This is a genomic window from Paenibacillus sp. FSL L8-0644, from assembly GCF_038008165.1.
Lineage (GTDB): Bacteria > Bacillota > Bacilli > Paenibacillales > Paenibacillaceae > Paenibacillus > Paenibacillus polymyxa_D.
Map to the genome: position 1 here is coordinate 4,311,488 of NZ_JBBOYN010000001.1, position 17,119 is coordinate 4,328,606.

14 protein-coding genes are annotated in these 17,119 nt (G+C 48.2%); 6 read left to right on the forward strand and 8 right to left on the reverse strand.

What is annotated here, in order from left to right; all coding sequences use genetic code 11:
• The first annotated feature begins 108 nt into the window (after positions 1–108).
• Both NSS94_RS19585 and NSS94_RS19590 read left to right on the forward strand, forming a co-directional pair.
• Positions 109–1,887: a M4 family metallopeptidase gene (locus NSS94_RS19585; protein WP_341039959.1), complete on the forward strand. Its 1,779-nt coding sequence runs from the start codon at positions 109–111 to the stop codon at positions 1,885–1,887.
• A 468-nt stretch (positions 1,888–2,355) separates the two neighbouring features.
• Entirely contained in the window at positions 2,356–4,155 is a 1,800-nt protein-coding gene (locus NSS94_RS19590) for a M4 family metallopeptidase (RefSeq protein WP_341039960.1), read from the forward strand.
• A gap of 130 nt (positions 4,156–4,285) precedes the next feature.
• Here the strand turns inward: NSS94_RS19590 and NSS94_RS19595 are convergent, their stop codons facing one another.
• Both NSS94_RS19595 and NSS94_RS19600 read right to left on the reverse strand, forming a co-directional pair.
• Entirely contained in the window at positions 4,286–5,068 is a 783-nt protein-coding gene (locus tag NSS94_RS19595; protein ID WP_029518270.1) for a WIAG-tail domain, read from the reverse strand.
• Between the two features lie 113 nt (positions 5,069–5,181).
• On the reverse strand, positions 5,182–6,345 hold the full coding sequence (locus NSS94_RS19600) for a glycosyltransferase family 4 protein (RefSeq protein ID WP_029518269.1): 1,164 nt from the start codon (positions 6,343–6,345) through the stop codon (positions 5,182–5,184).
• Positions 6,346–6,550: 205 nt separating this feature from the next.
• Here NSS94_RS19600 and NSS94_RS19605 point away from each other — a divergent pair, with 205 nt between their 5' ends.
• Both NSS94_RS19605 and asd read left to right on the forward strand, forming a co-directional pair.
• Positions 6,551–7,678, forward strand: coding sequence for a YheC/YheD family endospore coat-associated protein (locus tag NSS94_RS19605; protein ID WP_341039961.1), 1,128 nt, complete (start codon positions 6,551–6,553; stop codon positions 7,676–7,678).
• Positions 7,679–7,766: 88 nt separating this feature from the next.
• The gene (asd, locus tag NSS94_RS19610) at positions 7,767–8,564 is read left to right on the forward strand and encodes an archaetidylserine decarboxylase (RefSeq protein ID WP_029518267.1); all 798 of its coding nucleotides are present in this window, start codon (positions 7,767–7,769) and stop codon (positions 8,562–8,564) included.
• A gap of 187 nt (positions 8,565–8,751) precedes the next feature.
• On the opposite strand, the gene NSS94_RS19615 is transcribed toward asd, so the two are convergent.
• Complete coding sequence (locus NSS94_RS19615) at positions 8,752–9,537, reverse strand: helix-turn-helix domain-containing protein (RefSeq protein ID WP_069012637.1); 786 nt, start codon at positions 9,535–9,537, stop codon at positions 8,752–8,754.
• Positions 9,538–9,717: 180 nt separating this feature from the next.
• Here NSS94_RS19615 and NSS94_RS19620 point away from each other — a divergent pair, with 180 nt between their 5' ends.
• Complete coding sequence (locus tag NSS94_RS19620; RefSeq protein ID WP_029518265.1) at positions 9,718–11,016, forward strand: aminotransferase class I/II-fold pyridoxal phosphate-dependent enzyme; 1,299 nt, start codon at positions 9,718–9,720, stop codon at positions 11,014–11,016.
• A gap of 101 nt (positions 11,017–11,117) precedes the next feature.
• Here the strand turns inward: NSS94_RS19620 and NSS94_RS19625 are convergent, their stop codons facing one another.
• On the reverse strand, positions 11,118–12,395 hold the full coding sequence (locus NSS94_RS19625) for a sensor histidine kinase (protein ID WP_029518264.1): 1,278 nt from the start codon (positions 12,393–12,395) through the stop codon (positions 11,118–11,120).
• Between the two features lie 206 nt (positions 12,396–12,601).
• Here NSS94_RS19625 and NSS94_RS19630 point away from each other — a divergent pair, with 206 nt between their 5' ends.
• Positions 12,602–12,718: a hypothetical protein gene (locus NSS94_RS19630; protein WP_023990126.1), complete on the forward strand. Its 117-nt coding sequence runs from the start codon at positions 12,602–12,604 to the stop codon at positions 12,716–12,718.
• A 111-nt stretch (positions 12,719–12,829) separates the two neighbouring features.
• On the opposite strand, the gene NSS94_RS19635 is transcribed toward NSS94_RS19630, so the two are convergent.
• The 4 genes from NSS94_RS19635 to NSS94_RS19650 form a co-directional block, all read right to left on the reverse strand.
• Positions 12,830–14,053, reverse strand: a complete 1,224-nt coding sequence (locus tag NSS94_RS19635) for an ABC transporter permease (protein WP_029518263.1) — start codon at positions 14,051–14,053, stop codon at positions 12,830–12,832.
• Between the two features lie 2 nt (positions 14,054–14,055).
• Entirely contained in the window at positions 14,056–14,802 is a 747-nt protein-coding gene (locus tag NSS94_RS19640; protein WP_013311782.1) for an ABC transporter ATP-binding protein, read from the reverse strand.
• A gap of 18 nt (positions 14,803–14,820) precedes the next feature.
• Positions 14,821–16,212 carry a DEAD/DEAH box helicase gene (locus NSS94_RS19645; protein ID WP_029518262.1) on the reverse strand — a complete coding sequence of 464 codons (1,392 nt, stop codon included), beginning with the start codon at positions 16,210–16,212 and terminating at the stop codon, positions 14,821–14,823.
• A gap of 122 nt (positions 16,213–16,334) precedes the next feature.
• Positions 16,335–17,114, reverse strand: coding sequence for an SDR family NAD(P)-dependent oxidoreductase (locus NSS94_RS19650; RefSeq protein WP_318628014.1), 780 nt, complete (start codon positions 17,112–17,114; stop codon positions 16,335–16,337).
• Between the last annotated feature and the right edge of the window lie 5 nt (positions 17,115–17,119).

The following is a 17,119-nucleotide window of genomic DNA, read 5'->3' on the forward strand; positions in this document are numbered from 1 at the left end:
TCCATTTTCTTCTATTCCAGACGACAACACGACCTACATAAATGGCGCAATGCCTTATTCAAGACAGGATGATTCATCCTGACATTAATCGAGGAGAGTGAATTTTTAATGAAAAAAGTATGGGTTTCGCTTCTTGGAGGAGCTATGTTGTTAGGGTCTGTCGCGTCTGGTGCATCAGCGGAGAGTTCCGTTTCGGGGCCGACTCAGCTTACACCGACCTTTCACGCCGAGCAATGGAAAGCCCCTTCCTCGGTATCGGGTGACGACATTGTATGGAGCTATTTGAATCGGCAAAAGAAATCGTTATTGGGTGCGGACGACTCTAGTGTACGTGAACAATTCCGAATCGTTGATCGCACAAGCGACAAGTCCGGTGTGAGCCATTATCGGCTGAAACAGTATGTAAACGGGATTCCCGTATATGGAGCTGAACAGACTATTCATGTGGGCAAATCTGGTGAGGTCACCTCTTACTTAGGAGCGGTGGTTACTGAGGATCAGCAAGCTGAAGCTGCGCAAGGTACAACTCCAAAAATCAGCGCTTCTGAAGCGGTCTACACTGCATATAAAGAAGCATCTGCACGGATTGAAGCCCTCCCTACCTCCGACGATACGATTTCTAAAGATGCTGAGGAACAAAGCAGTGTAAGCAAAGACACTTACGCCGAAGCAGCTAACAACGAAAAAACGCTATCCATTGATAAAGACGAGCTGAGTCTTGATAAAGCGTCTGCCTTGAAAGATAGCAAAATTGAAGCGGTGGAGACAGAAAAAAGTTCCATTGCCAAAATCGCTAATCTGCAGCCAGAAGTAGATCCTAAAGCCGATCTGTACTTCTATCCTAAAGGGGATGACCTGCAGCTGGTTTATGTAACAGAAGTCAATGTTTTAGAACCTGCCCCACTGCGTACTCGCTACATTATTGATGCCAATGATGGCAGCATCGTATTCCAGTATGACATCATTAATGAAGCGACAGGCACAGGTAAAGGTGTGCTTGGTGATAGCAAATCATTCAACACGACGGCTTCCGGTAGTAGCTACCAGTTAAAAGATACAACACGCGGTAATGGTATCGTGACTTACACGGCCTCCAACCGCCAAAGCATCCCAGGTACCCTTCTGACCGATGCCGATAATGTATGGAATGATCCAGCCGGCGTGGATGCCCATGCATATGCTGCCAAAACATATGATTACTATAAGTCTAAATTTGGACGCAACAGCATTGACGGACGCGGGCTGCAACTCCGTTCGACAGTCCATTACGGTAGCCGCTACAACAACGCCTTCTGGAATGGCTCCCAAATGACTTATGGAGACGGGGATGGTAGCACATTTATCGCCTTCAGCGGGGACCCCGATGTAGTGGGACATGAACTTACGCACGGTGTCACAGAGTATACTTCGAATTTGGAATATTACGGAGAGTCCGGTGCATTAAATGAAGCTTTCTCGGACGTTATCGGCAATGACATTCAGCGTAAAAACTGGCTTGTAGGCGATGATATTTATACGCCAAACATTGCAGGCGATGCTCTTCGCTCTATGTCAAATCCTACGCTGTATGATCAACCAGATCACTATTCCGACTTGTATAAAGGCAGCTCCGATAACGGTGGCGTTCATACGAACAGCGGCATTATTAATAAAGCCTACTATTTATTGGCACAAGGTGGTACTTTCCATGGGGTAGCTGTAAATGGAATTGGCCGCGATGCAGCGGTCCAAATTTACTATAGTGCCTTTACGAACTACCTGACTTCTTCTTCTGACTTCTCCAACGCACGCGCTGCTGTGATCCAAGCGGCAAAAGATCTGTACGGTGCGAACTCGGCACAAGCAACTGCAGCTGCCAAATCTTTTGATGCTGTAGGTGTAAACTAAATCATATACGCTATAATCCTCATATTCTCGTCCATAGACCGTTGCCGTTGTGCAACTGTCATGTGGCCCTACTCATACAATGGACGAAAAAATAGGGGTGCAGTGTACAAGTCTGCGCCCCTTCCCCCCTTATTTATGGCGTCCCCTCAAAGGGGCGCCCTTTTCATATTCATAGAGTCCCTCCGATCATTTTCGACTAAATAAGACAAATAAACCGTAAATCAGGGACTAAAGATTCATTTTGGGGTATTTTGTAAAATTAATCTTCTCGTTCGACAACCTCTGTGCTAATATCAGAGCCGAGACGATGAAATTGCAAAAAAAATAAACCTTAATATTTTACATAAGGTCATTTTTATCCAGCCTCTTCACGTTTCAAAGGGGCAACAAGACTTACATATATGACGCTAGGCTTCTGCAAACAGGGTGTTTTTTACCCCAACATTAATTAAGGAGAGTGAGTATGAATTGAAAAAAGTATGGGTTTCACTTCTAGGAGGAGCTATGTTATTAGGAGCCATTGCGCCTGGAGCCTCCGCAGCTGAAAATTCTGTTCCCGATCCGACTCAGTTTACGCCAACATTCCAAACGGTGAACTGGAAGTCTCCTTCAACGGTAACAGGCGACAATCTGGTCTGGAGCTTTTTAAATCGACAACAAAAAACATTATTGAGTCTGGACGATACCCACATCGGTTCCCATGTGCGCGAGCAATTTCGTATCGTGGATCGCACCAGTGACAAATTTGGTACAAAGCATTATCGGTTAAAACAATATGTAGACGGAATTCCCGTATTTGGAGCCGAACAGACCATCCATGTGAACAAGTCTGGTCAAATCACCTCTTATTTGGGAGCTGTCATTTCAGAAAATCAACAAGCCGATGCTAAAGAAAATACAACTCCAAAAATCAGTGCTACTGAGGCTGTATATATCGCTTATAAAGATGCAGCTATACGGGTTCAGTCTCTCCCTTCCTCCGCCCCAATCGTTCCTGAACCTTACGAGGGTACAAGTAGTGTAAGTAAAGACACTTACGGAACAGCATCTAACAATGAATTTTCAATCTCTGTTGATAAGGACTCCTTGGATTTGGATAAAGCAGCTGAACTGGAGAACAGTACATTGGAAGTGGTAGAGCCTGCATCCTCTATTCCCAAGATTGCCAATCTGGAACCAAGCGTGGACCCTACAGCAGAACTGTACATCTATCCCGATGGAGACTCCACACGTCTCGTCTATGTAACCGAAGTTAATACTCTACAGCCCACTCTGCTGCGCACACGTTACTTTATTGACGCTAATGACGGAAAAATCGTATTCAAGTATGACATTCTTAACGAAGTAATCGGCACAGGGCGCGGTGTATTCGGCGATACCAAAACATTTGAAACCACAGCCTCGGGCAAGAAGTATCAACTAAAGGATACGACTCGTGGTAAAGGAATCCTAACTTATAACGTCCACAACACCGAGACGCTCCCCGGCACCCTGTATACAGATTCCGATAACGTATGGGAAGATCCTGCTGCGGTGGATGCCCACGCTTACGCTATTCGCACTTACGATTATTACAAGGATAGATTTGGACGCGACAGCATTGACGGGCATGGCATGGCCATCGCTTCGGCAGTCCATTACGGCGCAAAGAACTACAATAATGCCCACTGGGGTGGCACTCACATGCTTTACGGAGACGGAGACGGCACGTTATTTGCCCCTTTTAGCAGCGACCTTGAAATTGTTGCCCATGAGCTGACACACGGTGTGACCGAGCATTCATCAGGGCTCGTGTATTTCGCTGAATCTGGTGCATTAAGTGAAGCCATCTCAGATATTATAGGCAACGACATTGAGCGTACCAATTGGGATTTCGGCAAAGTCGCTTATACCCCTAATATTAAGGGCGATGCCATTCGCTCCCTTTCCGATCCTGTCAAATACGGTCAAGTCGATCACTACAGCAATCTCTATCCTGATCCTAACAACGAGGATTATGGTGGAGCCCATATTAATAGCGGTATTATTAATAAAGCCTACTATCTACTGGCACAAGGTGGCACTTTTCATGGTGTCAAGGTAGATGGAATCGGACGTGATGCAGCCGTATATATTTATTATAATGCCTTCACCAATTATCTGACTTCCACGTCTAACTTCTCCACCGCACGTGCTGCTGTTATCCAAACAGCCAAAGACAGTTATGGTGAAAATTCAATAGCCGTAACCTCTGCTATGAAGTCTTTTGACGCTGTAGGTGTGAGATAAGTGAAATAATACAAACTTCCCCGATATTACAAGTCTACCCCCTTCCCTTTTATGTATACGGCGTCCCACTATGGGACGCCTTTTTTCTAGTATAAAGTTGATTATGGACACTTATATTCCTGGCTTCTTATTATTGCCCCATCGCAATCCAAAGGACCAACCCTTCACATATCGGTCCCGAGTGTATGCGTTCCACAGTAAGTACTACCGAATGCCTCTGACGTTGTGTGACGGATACCATCACTCCCGGTATACTCGCATTGGCAGTGATTACATATTGTGTATCTATAAATGGCTTCTCAAATACAACGCTCACTTCGCCCCTATCTGCCCGTGCGGGTAGGTGAAAAGAAATGCTCCCATATTGTGGTGAAGCTATATGATCGTCAGAAGCCTCGTCACTGGTCGCTGATCCATCGTGAATGGCATTCAAGTCTAATTCTTCTTTCTCCGTATCGAAGGCTAGATCGATATCTTGCTCAGGCAAGATCACACGCTGCTTTGGGCGGTGTCTTCCTTCCGCAATGTGAATACTGGTTATGGAACAATCCAGTAATGAATCTTGCTCTGCCTGATCTTCCGTCGTAATAGACGGTTTATCGTTATCCATCCTGCATTCCGTATCTGACTCAGGCACAGACAACAGCAGTACAGATGCTCGATTCATCTGCATCGCTTCCTCTAGCGTTTTGGGAAGCTTATGCTTCTTCCACGCCGCTTCCTCTACAGCTTGAACGGAGGTATCCTTCTCTACAGGGGCAGGAACCGTTGCCGTCCCGCGCTGGCTCGGTCTAGGACTGCCGGAAGTCGAAGCCGCTTTTTCCTTGTTAACACGGCGGGAGGGAACCGCATTGGAAGGGTTACGTCGCGCTGTTCTTTTATCCTTAGGGCTATGGTTCGTACGATGGTTCATGGTGACCGCTCCTTTGGCACAGGAGTGAACCAGCGGTCGCTCCGCTTCATTCACCCGGCTGGGTATCATGGCTAATGCCTATAAGATAACCTATGCGCGTAACAGCGCCTGCGTCACTCCGTTGCGCAGTCCGTTATGATTTGTGCCCAGCGTTGTGCTGAGTGCTGCCACAAAAATCGTCTCCGTACCTCGCCAAGTCCGGCTTCTCCCATCCGTCGTCGCAAGTCAGGTTGCTGGAGCAGCCTGATGATGGCATCGGCCATTTCCTGCTCACCGTGAGACGGATACACAAGCCAGCCTGTCTCGCCGTGTTGTACTACCTCTGGAATACCGCCGATTCGTGAAGCGACCACCGGCACTCCTGCTGCCATAGCTTCCAGATTGACCAGCCCGAAGGCCTCATCCTTCACTGAAGGAACAACAGTCACATCGGCTAGCTGATATAGCGAGGCCAATGCTGGATGCGGAACATAGTCTAGGAATTGCACATGCTTCCCCAACCTTAGTTTACGCACCTGCCGATGCAACGACGCCGTATACGGCGTGAGGCGGTCATGCCCGTAATAGGCACTACCTGCAATGAGCAGCAGTACGCCCGGGCAGGCGCGGACGACATGCCGCAGGGCCTTGAGCAGCCGGTGAACGCCCTTCCCTGGCATCAGTCTGCCCGCAAATAATACGATTTGGCGGCCTGACCAGCCGAAATCGTCCAATCGCGCCGACCTGGCCGCTTCTGCTGCTGGAGTCCACCGTGGCAGGAAATCGCCAGGATGGATACCCAGCTTGTTTACGACGATGCGTTTCCTGACTGCTTCGGAACAGTCAGAAGCTACGATTGCTCCCAAATACGCACTGTTCACAATAATGCGATCCATTGATGCCAGTAGCCTACCCATGTCCTTCCGTTCAAGGTGAGGCTCCCGGATGAACGTGGTCGAATGCAAAGTCAGCACAACTCGGCTATTGGGCAAAGCCTCGCGAATGGCATACGCAACTGCCGGGCGGTTGTGTACATCTACTACCGCTGGTGACCATCTCTTTAAATCGGCAATCACCTCAGAAATATAACCTGCTCCCCGCGTAAAACGCATACAGGGAATTCCGTCGACATCGCCATGATCCGATGCCTCTGCTCCCTTTATGCCATAGATCTGCGCCTGAAGCTCATGACTAGCCAGCGGTACCATGCGGGCAATTACCCGCTCCACAGAACTGCTGCGGGGCGAAGGTATAACAAAGGAGCCCGGTGTAACAACTGCTACCTTCGGCCTCTGCATCACCACACCTACTTTCTGACCTTATTCCAACACTCTGCAACACTCATCTTGTATCATATCGTCTGCCTCCCTGAAAGGTGCCTCGCTTCTAACTTTGGGCTTACCGCAAGGCTAGCGTCCATGCCTGGCCGATCTTTGATACATATGATGGACTACAATCACAGTATGATCAGTTGGAGTGACTACAAGGAGGGCGGACATACTCATGTTGCATGTCGGCGTCATGCTCAACCCGGCAACCTACCGGGGCATTCCCGCCATGAGGACGCGATATGAATCTATCGCCAATTACGAGGACGCCGGGTTAAGCTATGAGCTCATCCCCTGCTTTCTTCGTCTGGAGGATATTCATATAGCGACCGGAACATGCCGGGCTTTTGTTAAACACGGCAACGAGTATCGGCAGATAATTCTTCCGTTGCCGCCGGTCATTCACAATCGGACTCTCTATCGGCAAAATGAAAATGCTAGAGATATCAACAAGCTTGTAAAAAAGGGATACTACATTTTTAATGAACAAAACCGTTTCCACAAAGACCATATACATGCAATTCTGCAGGAAGACCCTCTGCTACGCATCCACCTCCCCAAAACCTTGCAAGGCAACCTTTCCTCCATCCATACCTTAATGAAAGAAACCGGAGATGTTGTCATTAAACCCAGTAGCGGTAGCGTGGGTAGAGGAATTATGCGTCTGCGGCATTCCCGCGGAGGCTGGACTTTGCAATGTGCACATCCTTCTATACCTGAGCGTTGGTCCACACTACGTTTGCATGTCGGAGAACTCCCGTTATTTCTACACAAACGACTGCTGCATGTGCCTCATATCGTACAGGAAACCATACCGCTTGCTTTGTACAACAATCGTCCGTTTGATATCCGTGTGACGGTTCAGCGCGGATATGGCGGTATCTGGGGTGTGACAGGCATGTTCGCTAAAATTGCTCCTTCCCACACCTTTGTCTCCAATGTGGCACAGGGGGGGACGGCCCGTTCCTTACTGGAGGTGTTATCACAAACAGAGACGGTTCAGACTTCGAACGCAGTCCGGTTAATGAATGAACTAGAGCGGCTCTCGTTACAAATCGTGCACCGACTGGCACAAACCCTTCCTCGTCTCGCCGATGTCGGTCTGGATCTGGGAATTACCCGTGAAGGCAAGATTGTTTTTATCGAATGCAACGGTCGTGACCAGCGCTATGGCTTCAGCCAGGCTGGCATGCACAATGTCTGGAAAGAAACATACACTCAGCCGATGGCTTACGCTCGTTGGCTTCTCGAACGGATGCCTTCGTCAGATACCGAACGTTCACCAGGCCGTCCACTGTATTGATTTACGTCACATTCTGTGTCAATATAGTTCAGAGCGGCCGGACAGGTTCCGGCCAAGACGGCTCGGAAATGAACAAGGGGGATCTGTAATGGCAAAACAGTGGCTGCGGCTCATGACGGAGCTATCATCGCGCAAGTGGGTGTGCCGGATTGTGGGCTCCTTCGCGCAAAGCGGTGCAAGCCGACTTTTTATCCCCACCTTTATACGTACGTACCAGATCCAGACGCATGAGGCTGAACAGGAATGGAAGGAATACCGTTCTCTGAACGCCTATTTTACACGCAAATTAAAAGCGGGCATGCGCCCGATTGATACGAACGCCGAGGTGATGACCAGTCCGGTGGATGCACGGATTACTTTCACTGGCCCAATTACGTCCGGCACTCTTTTGAATGTCAAAGGGCAGGACTATACGCTGGAAGAGCTTCTTAACCGCTCTCCGCGTCTTGAAAAATACACACACGGCTATGCTTTTGTACTCTATCTCAGCCCGACGGATTATCATCGCATTCATGCACCAGTATCCGGTACGCTGGTAGAAAAAGAGCATCTGCGCGGCAAGGTATACCCAGTGAATGACTTCGGCTTGCAGCATATGCGAGCAGTTCTTAGCCGCAATGAACGACAGATTACGTACATCGCCCACGAATATGGTGAGGTGGCGGTCGTTAAGGTTGGCGCAATGAATGTGAGTAGCATCAAATATACGGATGATAAAGCCGTCTCATGGACAAAAGGAGACGATCTCGCCTATTTCGAATTTGGGTCAACCGTCGTTTTGCTAACTGAGAACGGTACGTTTGAGCCAGACCCCGCATTGAAGCTGGGGGATGTGGTGAAAATGGGACAACGTCTGGGTTGCTTTCGACATGATCCCAAAGCATAAGTGAATGTATCATAACAGGATTATAGCTACACATATGAGCATTGGGATCGAATGATATAAATTGCTCATATAAAAAAGGACCCGGCGTAATGGCTCGGGTCCTTTTTTTGGAATTTATCCTTTATATTTGTCATGCGTTACTCCCATTATGCCTAAATCCGAAACAGCTTGTCCACCGTCTATAACATTAGCGGATCTCAGACGGACTTTTCCCCGTGTATTGCTTGAATTGGCGGCTGAAAAAAAAGATGTCACGATACCCCAAAGCCTCTGCCACCTCGGTCACATTCATTCCCGCATGCAGCAATAGATGCTGTGCACGCTCAATCCGCATGCTGATAATATGAGATTGCGCAGAAACACCTAACAGCTCCTTGAATTTAATCGAAAAATAACGCGGTGACAGCCCTGCCCGTGCAGCTAAATCCTCGACGCGATGAGGAAGTCCCGGATGCTGACGCACGTAGTTGGCCGTTTCCCGAATGACCTCGGTGAGCTGGTTACTGGCCTGTTGCTCCTGCGGCTCCTTACGGTCCGCACGCAGCAGATGAATCATCAGTTGTTTTAGAATCAGCTTGCCTTCCTCGTCAGCTCCGTAAGCACGCTCCAGGCGCAGTCGAACGTACCTGGCAAGCATATGCTCTACCTCGAACGTTTCCTCCAGCATACGGTAGCTTGCAGGGACTAGCTCTGGTTGTTCGATGAGATCAAAATGAATATAGGTAAGTATGAGCGGCTTTTGCGGGTTATGTGTGGCACGGGTATCATCCCCCGGCTTGAACAGGAAGCAACTCCCCTTGCTCACCGGATACGATGTTCCGTTTAAGACCACTGTTCCTTCTCCGCTCCATACATAGAATAAATCATAGTTTGGCATCGGCTTCTCGCGTACCTGCCATTTCCAGCCCGGCTCGCACACAATTTTGGCGAAGGCCGACAACAGGATAAACGATGACGCAGATGTATCCAGCAAAATCTGCACCTCCTCTTGTTAATCTTTGGTTGTCCTCTATCCCGTTAATTTATAATATAAGCTCAGCGCCTTCATTAAGCAAAAAAATGCGTTTTTATGCTCCCAGATGCTTTTGCGTGACGCTTACCGTGTGTGATGCTATAATATGTAATCAAAATGACTTGGAAGGATGAAACGGGAATGAATCCACTGGCAGCGCAGTTAAACCAAAACATTCAGACAGGCAACGAGCATGTATATCAAATGCTTTCTCTTTTAGGGAAAGAAATTTATTTCCCAAAAGAGGGGATTTTGAGTCAATCCGCAGAAGCCGGGAAGCTTGCTAAAAAGTACAACGCCACGATTGGTATTGCTACGGAAGGTAACGGTCCTATGCATTTGGAGGTCATTCAGGAGAAGCTGTCCGCTTACAATCCCAAGGATTTATACCCTTACGCACCCCCTGCGGGCAAACCTGAACTTCGTAGTGTATGGCGTGACAAAATGCTGAAGGAAAACCCTTCATTGGCTGGAAAAGGTTATGGCCTTCCCGTAGTTACGAACGCGCTGACCCATGGTTTGAGCATCGTTGCCGACCTGTTCACGGATGAAGGGGACGCTGTCATTTACCCAGACAAAAACTGGGAAAACTATGAGCTGACTTTCGGTATTCGCCGTCATGGACGTTTGGTGAATTTCCCGTTGTTCACAGAGGATCAACGTTTTAATAGTGAAGGATTACGCGAGGCGCTACTGGCACAGAAAGAATACGGCAAAGCAATCGTTGTGCTGAACTTCCCGAATAACCCGACGGGCTACACACCGGGAGTCGAAGAGGGTAAAGCGATTGTTGCTGCCATTCAGGAAGCCGCAGAAGCAGGCATCAATGTCGTAGTTGTGACGGATGACGCTTATTTTGGTCTGTTCTTCGAGGACTCCCTGCATGAATCACTATTCGGTCAGTTAGCTGGACTTCATCCGAGAATTCTACCCGTCAAAATTGACGGAGCTACCAAAGAAGAATTCGTTTGGGGCTTCCGTGTCGGATTTATTACCTTTGCTTCGGAACATCAGGATGTACTGAGCGCACTGGAACAAAAAACATTAGGGATTATTCGGGCAACGATTTCGAGCGGTCCTCACCCATCTCAAACCTTCGTCCTGGATGCCCTCAAATCACCCGATTTTGAACAACAGAAAAATGAAAAGTTCCAAATTATGAAGGGGCGGGCTAATAAAGTCAAAGCGTTGCTCGATAGTGGAAAATACGGAGATGTATGGAGCTACTATCCTTTCAATTCGGGTTATTTTATGTGCCTTAAGCTGAACGGCTTGTCCGCTGAACGACTGCGCACACATTTGCTGGAACAATATGGGGTAGGAACAATTGCGCTGGGTGAATATGATCTCCGAATCGCATTCTCATGTATCGAGGAAGAGTATCTGGAAGACCTGTATGACATTGTTTACCGTGGCGCACAAGATTTGTTGAACGCATAATATGTAACAGATTCAATATAGCATCATTAGCGGTATGCCGGATGTTGTGGCATACCGCTTTTTAATGGGCTGAACCATTGTAAGTCACACTTCGAAACAAACTATCCTTCAGCAGCGAGCATTGATTCTTGTGCGAGTGGCAGCAGGATGACTACCTCCGTTCCGACTCCGGGCTCACTCTCATAGTGTATACTTCCGTTCATGGCTTCAATGATTCGAAAGGAGACGACCGTTCCCAGTCCCGTTCCTACCTCTTTGGTTGAAAAAAACAAAGTACCCACTCGCTCCAGATGCTCCTGACTCATGCCTTTTCCTGTATCCCTAATATGCAGACATGCCTTCTCTTCCTGAATCGCCAGCTTTATGTATACCCTGCCTCCATCATCCGCAGCTTCGATCGCATTTTTCGTCACATGTATTAACGCCTGTAACAGCTGATTACGATCCATATGTACGTATATTTCATTCCTTAGCTCAGTATACAGTCTTACGCCTTGCTTGGTCGCCATCGGTTTCAAAAGCAAAACAATCTGTTGAACCATGCCAGACAGATCCATCAGCTCTGTGTTCCCAATCTGCGGTCTGGATAAGTTCAGATAGTCGCTAATAATTCTTTCAGCCCGATCGACCTCTGCTAGTGCCAAAGCAATATATCTGCGATTTTTCCCTTCTAGCCCTGACTGAACCATTTGCAAGAACCCTTTAATAACGGTCAATGGATTCCGTACTTCATGAGCCATAGAGGCAGCCAGTTCACCTAACGTATTCAGATGCTCAGCATATTTAATCTTTCTTCTCATTTCTTCCCGTTCCAAACTAAACTCCATCCAGAAAGAGGAGGCTCCAATGCTTAGGAATTGAATCATACCGAACCAGAGTATTGCCCGGATCAGCTCGATCTCATCCTTATCTAGCCTTCCATTGACCCAGGAATGTATTAACAGAAATATAAACATGGCAATACTAGTCCATATACTCATTAGCATATTCATGCCCACCCGAAGCAATATACTATTGAGCTGCATAAACTTTTTTCTCACCAAGAGAGGCCCCAAATAACACAACATCATGCTGGGAAAACTCACCACTATAGACTCAGGATCTATATACATACGAGCCATCACCATCAACGTTATATTCAGAAGCCCTGCCTTAGGACCAAAATATAAAACAGAAAGGATCAGAGGAACATATCGAAGATCCCAAAATAGTCCATACCAAATATACGAAAACATAAGGCAAAGCACAGAAGACACACCCAGCACCCCTCCCATAAGCAACGGGGTATGTTTCATATGCCGATGATCTGACAAAGCGCTATATACCAATAACGGTACAAACACAAGAAATATGTTCACGAGCAGCTTATCTATCAGCATCTCGTCTTTCCCACTTTCCAAGTGATAATGATTACGTACTTCTTCTATTCTCGACAATACGTGTCTTTTCCTCTCTCCTCCCCTACATCTGATGAAAAATATAAGGCGATTCAGCAACATACCTGAGCAATGGCCCACGCAATCTGAAAATCCACTTCATAAGATACGATGTATCCTTTATCACAATGACCGAGAGGAGAATGAGCATGGGAGCAGAAGAAACAAGAGGCGGTTACGGTGGTTACGGCGCATTCACAAGCACAGGAACAATTCTGGTACTGTTCATTTTATTAGTTATCATCAGCAAAACGATCTTTATATAAGCTGACGGATATCTGCACCCACGGCTATGATAGCAGTACAAAAAAAGGCTAATTCGCAAGCAGCAAGTGCTGCCTGCGAATTAGCCTTTACTTTATTCACATAGATACAAATCACACTTCTTCTTCATCCTGACCGTCCAAACGCCATTTTTTGGCTTGAGCGCCTCGTAGCAGGAACACTACTGCAACTCCCCCAAGCAACGTGAGCAGTGTAGACAGTAGATCTTCCGTTCCCTTTGCCAGAAAAGGAAGCCACAGAACCACAGCAGCCGGCAACGTCAACCGAACAACAAAGTCGAGAAAAGACGCACGACGACTATGCGCAGGAATCGGATACAACTGAAGCCATAACGAATCCTTGTGATACTGCCTTAGTGAAGTGACCTGTACACCAATGAGGAATATGAAAAATAAATATACTGCAATACCAATCCAACTAGCATGGGTGATATATATAATTAACAACCCCAGAATCCCGAGCCGAATGACAATACCTGCTGGCTCTGTGCGCAGGAACGTCTTAAACAGCAGATAACGATACGCTCCCCTTCTGTTCCAAGGTATGTTACCTCCCAACCAGGATAGCCAACGGCGCGGCGTCACTCTCTGCGTAAGGGCGGGCACATCGACAAACCAGCCCAAAGTGCGCATCACCCGAGCAGCCTGCATACCCTCTGTACGAATCAGCTTTTCCCAAGCCACTAGCAGCTTGACCGGAAAACGCAGAACAAGCACGTACACCACACCGACCAATATGATAAATGGTACGCTGTGTAGTGGAGGCTGCCATAGCCATGCGGCTACCATCAGCACAGCCAACACCCACCGAAGCAGACGATAGCCTATACTCCCGCCAATCGATACCATACGAAGCTCTTGCCAGCCGCCGTAGCTGAATAGCAGCTTTAATAGCACGAACAGTAGCAGGGTCAGTAGCAACGGCTTAGGCGCGGAATCACTGCGAATATACAGCGGCCACACGATAATAGACAGCAATAGCAAACCGAATATTTTATACACCACACCCCGAATCAGGCTGGCCTTAAAATAATAGTGCATTGCGTGCTCCTGTGGACGGAGAAAAACAATATCCGCTGCGTTTAAATACGTACGAAAGCTCGCATGAGCAATCGGAATAGCCACAATAAGCATGATCCAGCGGATGGGCAAATCCGGTGGAGTATGCATTAGTAGCGACGTGTACCATGCGGCAAAGGCAATCAGTGCAAAGCCGAACACCACCGCCAGACCGCTCTGAATGACATAGCCCAGATAAGGCAACACCTGTCCCCAGAACGCTACACGTCTTTCTTTATGCAGACGTTGCAAATCCATGCTCATTCCCTGCCCTGTACCAGCTCATAAAATGCATCTTCCAGCGGCATGCCCGGCTTACCCGCCTGTGCTGTCACTTCGTCCAGCGTACCCTGCGCAATGATGGCACCCTGATGAAGTACAATGAAACGATCGCAATAATTTTCAATCGTGGACAAAATATGAGAACTGAGTAGAATGGACGAACCCGAACGCTTCATCTCTAACATAAAGTCAAGCAGGGAACGAATACCAAGCGGGTCCAAACCCAAAAAAGGTTCATCTATGACATACAACGGCGGTCCCGCTAAAAATGCACACATAATCATCACTTTCTGGCGCATCCCTTTAGACAGGTGCATCGACATACTTCCACTTTTATCCCGCATACGGAACAAGTCCAGCATTTGATCACTGCGTGTGCGGAAATCTGCTTCGCTAACTCCGTACGCTCTGGCCGTGAATTCCATATGCTCCATCACCGTCATTTCAGGATACAGCTCTGGAGATTCAGGTACAAAAGCAATGGCTCCCTGATATTCCTCGGGATTTTCATCCTGCTTATGCCCCTGCACACGAATTTCTCCGGCCTGCGGTGTCATCAGGCCCAAAATATGCTTCATGGTCGTACTTTTCCCGGCCCCGTTCAGACCAATCAGTCCTACCATTTCGCCCGGTTTCACATCCAGCGAAATCTGATGCAACACCGGGCGCTTGGCGCTATATCCGCCGGTCAGTCCGTTAATTTGCAACACAGGCTGTTGTTCCATGGCTCCCCCTCTTCTCCCTTACTCGTTCGGTTTTGATCCTTTTTCCTTCAGCCATCTTGGTGCACCCTTGTTTTTGCGATCACGCTCGCGCTGTGCTTTTCCTGCTTTGGACAAGGCTGCACCTTTGCTCTTGCCTGGAGCTGAACCGTTCGCGGAATTCCTGCCAGGACGTCCGTTCTCGGCACGAACAGGTGCCTTTCGATCCTCCGCCGATGCTCCGTTAGATAAGGATCTAGCCTCGGAGGGTCTTACAGGTGCACGCTTGGCATCCGCCGGACGCGGCACAACTACTCGACCTCCATGCAACGCACGCTCTGCGATGTCAATGCCCAGTTCACGGGAGAACTTACGCATGATGAACGTTTCACGGTCAGTGACAACCGATGCCACCAATCCTTTGCGTCCCATCCGTCCTGTCCGTCCTGCACGGTGAACATAAGCTTGACTATCCGTAGCCGGATCAAAATGAATAACCATTTCAAGGCCCTCAATATCCAGACCACGGGCTGCCACATCCGAAGCGACCAGCACTTTGAGCTTGTCCTCACGGAATCGGGCCAACACATTGCTACGCGTGACTTTATCCGCATCTCCATACAAGGATGCCGTAGTCAGCCCCATATGCTTGAGCTTGGCCTCAATCTCCCCGATGGCATTGGTTGTATTCACGAACACCAGCGCTTTTCTCGGATTAAAATGACGTACCAGACGGCGCAGCATATCCACCTTATCCCGTTCTTCAGATACAAAGTAATAGTGTTCCAGTCCACTGGCCGTCTTCTGGTCGGGATCAATCCCAATTTCTACGTATTCACGCATCTCCCGTTTCGCCAGCGACTGAATCTCGTCGTTCAGCGTTGCGGACAGGAATACCAATTGACGATCACGTTGGGCGGTGCCCAATATATTGGTTACATCGCCTGCTCCGCCGAGCTGGAACATCTGATCCACCTCATCGATAACAATGGCTGTAATATTGTGCATTTTCAACTTTTTTGAAGCGATGAGTTCCCGTACACGTCCTGGTGTGCCCACGACAAGCTGTGGATGATCCTTGAGCTTTTCGATTTGACGTTTGATAGCCGCCCCACCAATCAGACCGAGTACACGGATTCCGCGATGCTCACCGTAGCGCTGACCCTCACGTACAATTTGCATGGCCAGTTCCTGGCTTGGAGCTAGTATCAGCTTTTGCGTAGCCTTTTTCTGCGGATCAATCGCTTGCAACAGCGGCAGCAAATAAGCCAGTGTCTTGCCTGTGCCAGTTTGTGAGCGCGCCAATACATGCTTTCCCTTCATTATTTCCGGTATAGCCTCTGCCTGAACTGGCGAAGGCTGTGTAATTTCATGCTCAGTCAGTTTGTCCAACAGATCTTGTTCAACGCCGAGCGATTCAAAATTCAATGTCATGAAAAGGTCCAACCCCTATACGTAAATTCGTTACTCTCCATTATATGCGAAAATAGCCCTGTTACCAAATCACAAAAATAAAAGATGTCCCTCACCATAGCTAATGGCTTACGGGACATCTTTTATTTCTTATTCATCACCCCATGACCCAGCCTGTCGGTCAGTCTGGGAGCTAACTGATACAGCTTGAGAAAAGGAGATACCCACCGTGGCAGATTAACCTCCTCCTTGCGAAGCTCCATCGCTCTTACGATATGCCGTGCTACCTTATCTGGTTGTAGCATAAACCAGCTTACATTTCGAACATATCCTCCTGAAGGATCTGCCAGCTCAAAAAAGGGTGTGTCGATCGGTCCGGGGTTAATCGTCGTTACAGTCACTCCACTCCCGCGCAGCTCTTGCCGGAGCGCATTGCTGAAACCGAGCAACGCATGCTTCGTCGCCGTGTAAGAAGACGATTTGGCTGTCCCGATTTTCCCGGCCATTGATGCTACATTGACAATCTGTCCATGGCCCCGCTCTGTCATTTGCGGCAGAAACGCCTTGATGCAGCGAACAACACCCATGTAGTTCACGTCCATCATTTGTTCAAACTCCGTCAGGTCGGTTTCATTAAAATACTCAAACTTTCCGTAGCCCGCATTGTTAAGTAATATATCGACCCGTCCGTACTGTTCCAATACTCGTGCAGCAACAGCCTCTACCTGCTCCTGGCGGGTGACGTCCAGTTGGATAAGCTCATGTCTGCCGCTGATTCCAGCAGATACTTGCTTCAGTCGCTCCTGCGAGCGTGCTGTTAAAATAGGAATCGCGCCCTTTTCGCTTAACAACTGAGCGCAAAGGGCGCCAATCCCACTAGATGCACCTGTAATCACAACTATCTTGTCCTGTAGTATACTCACGCTCA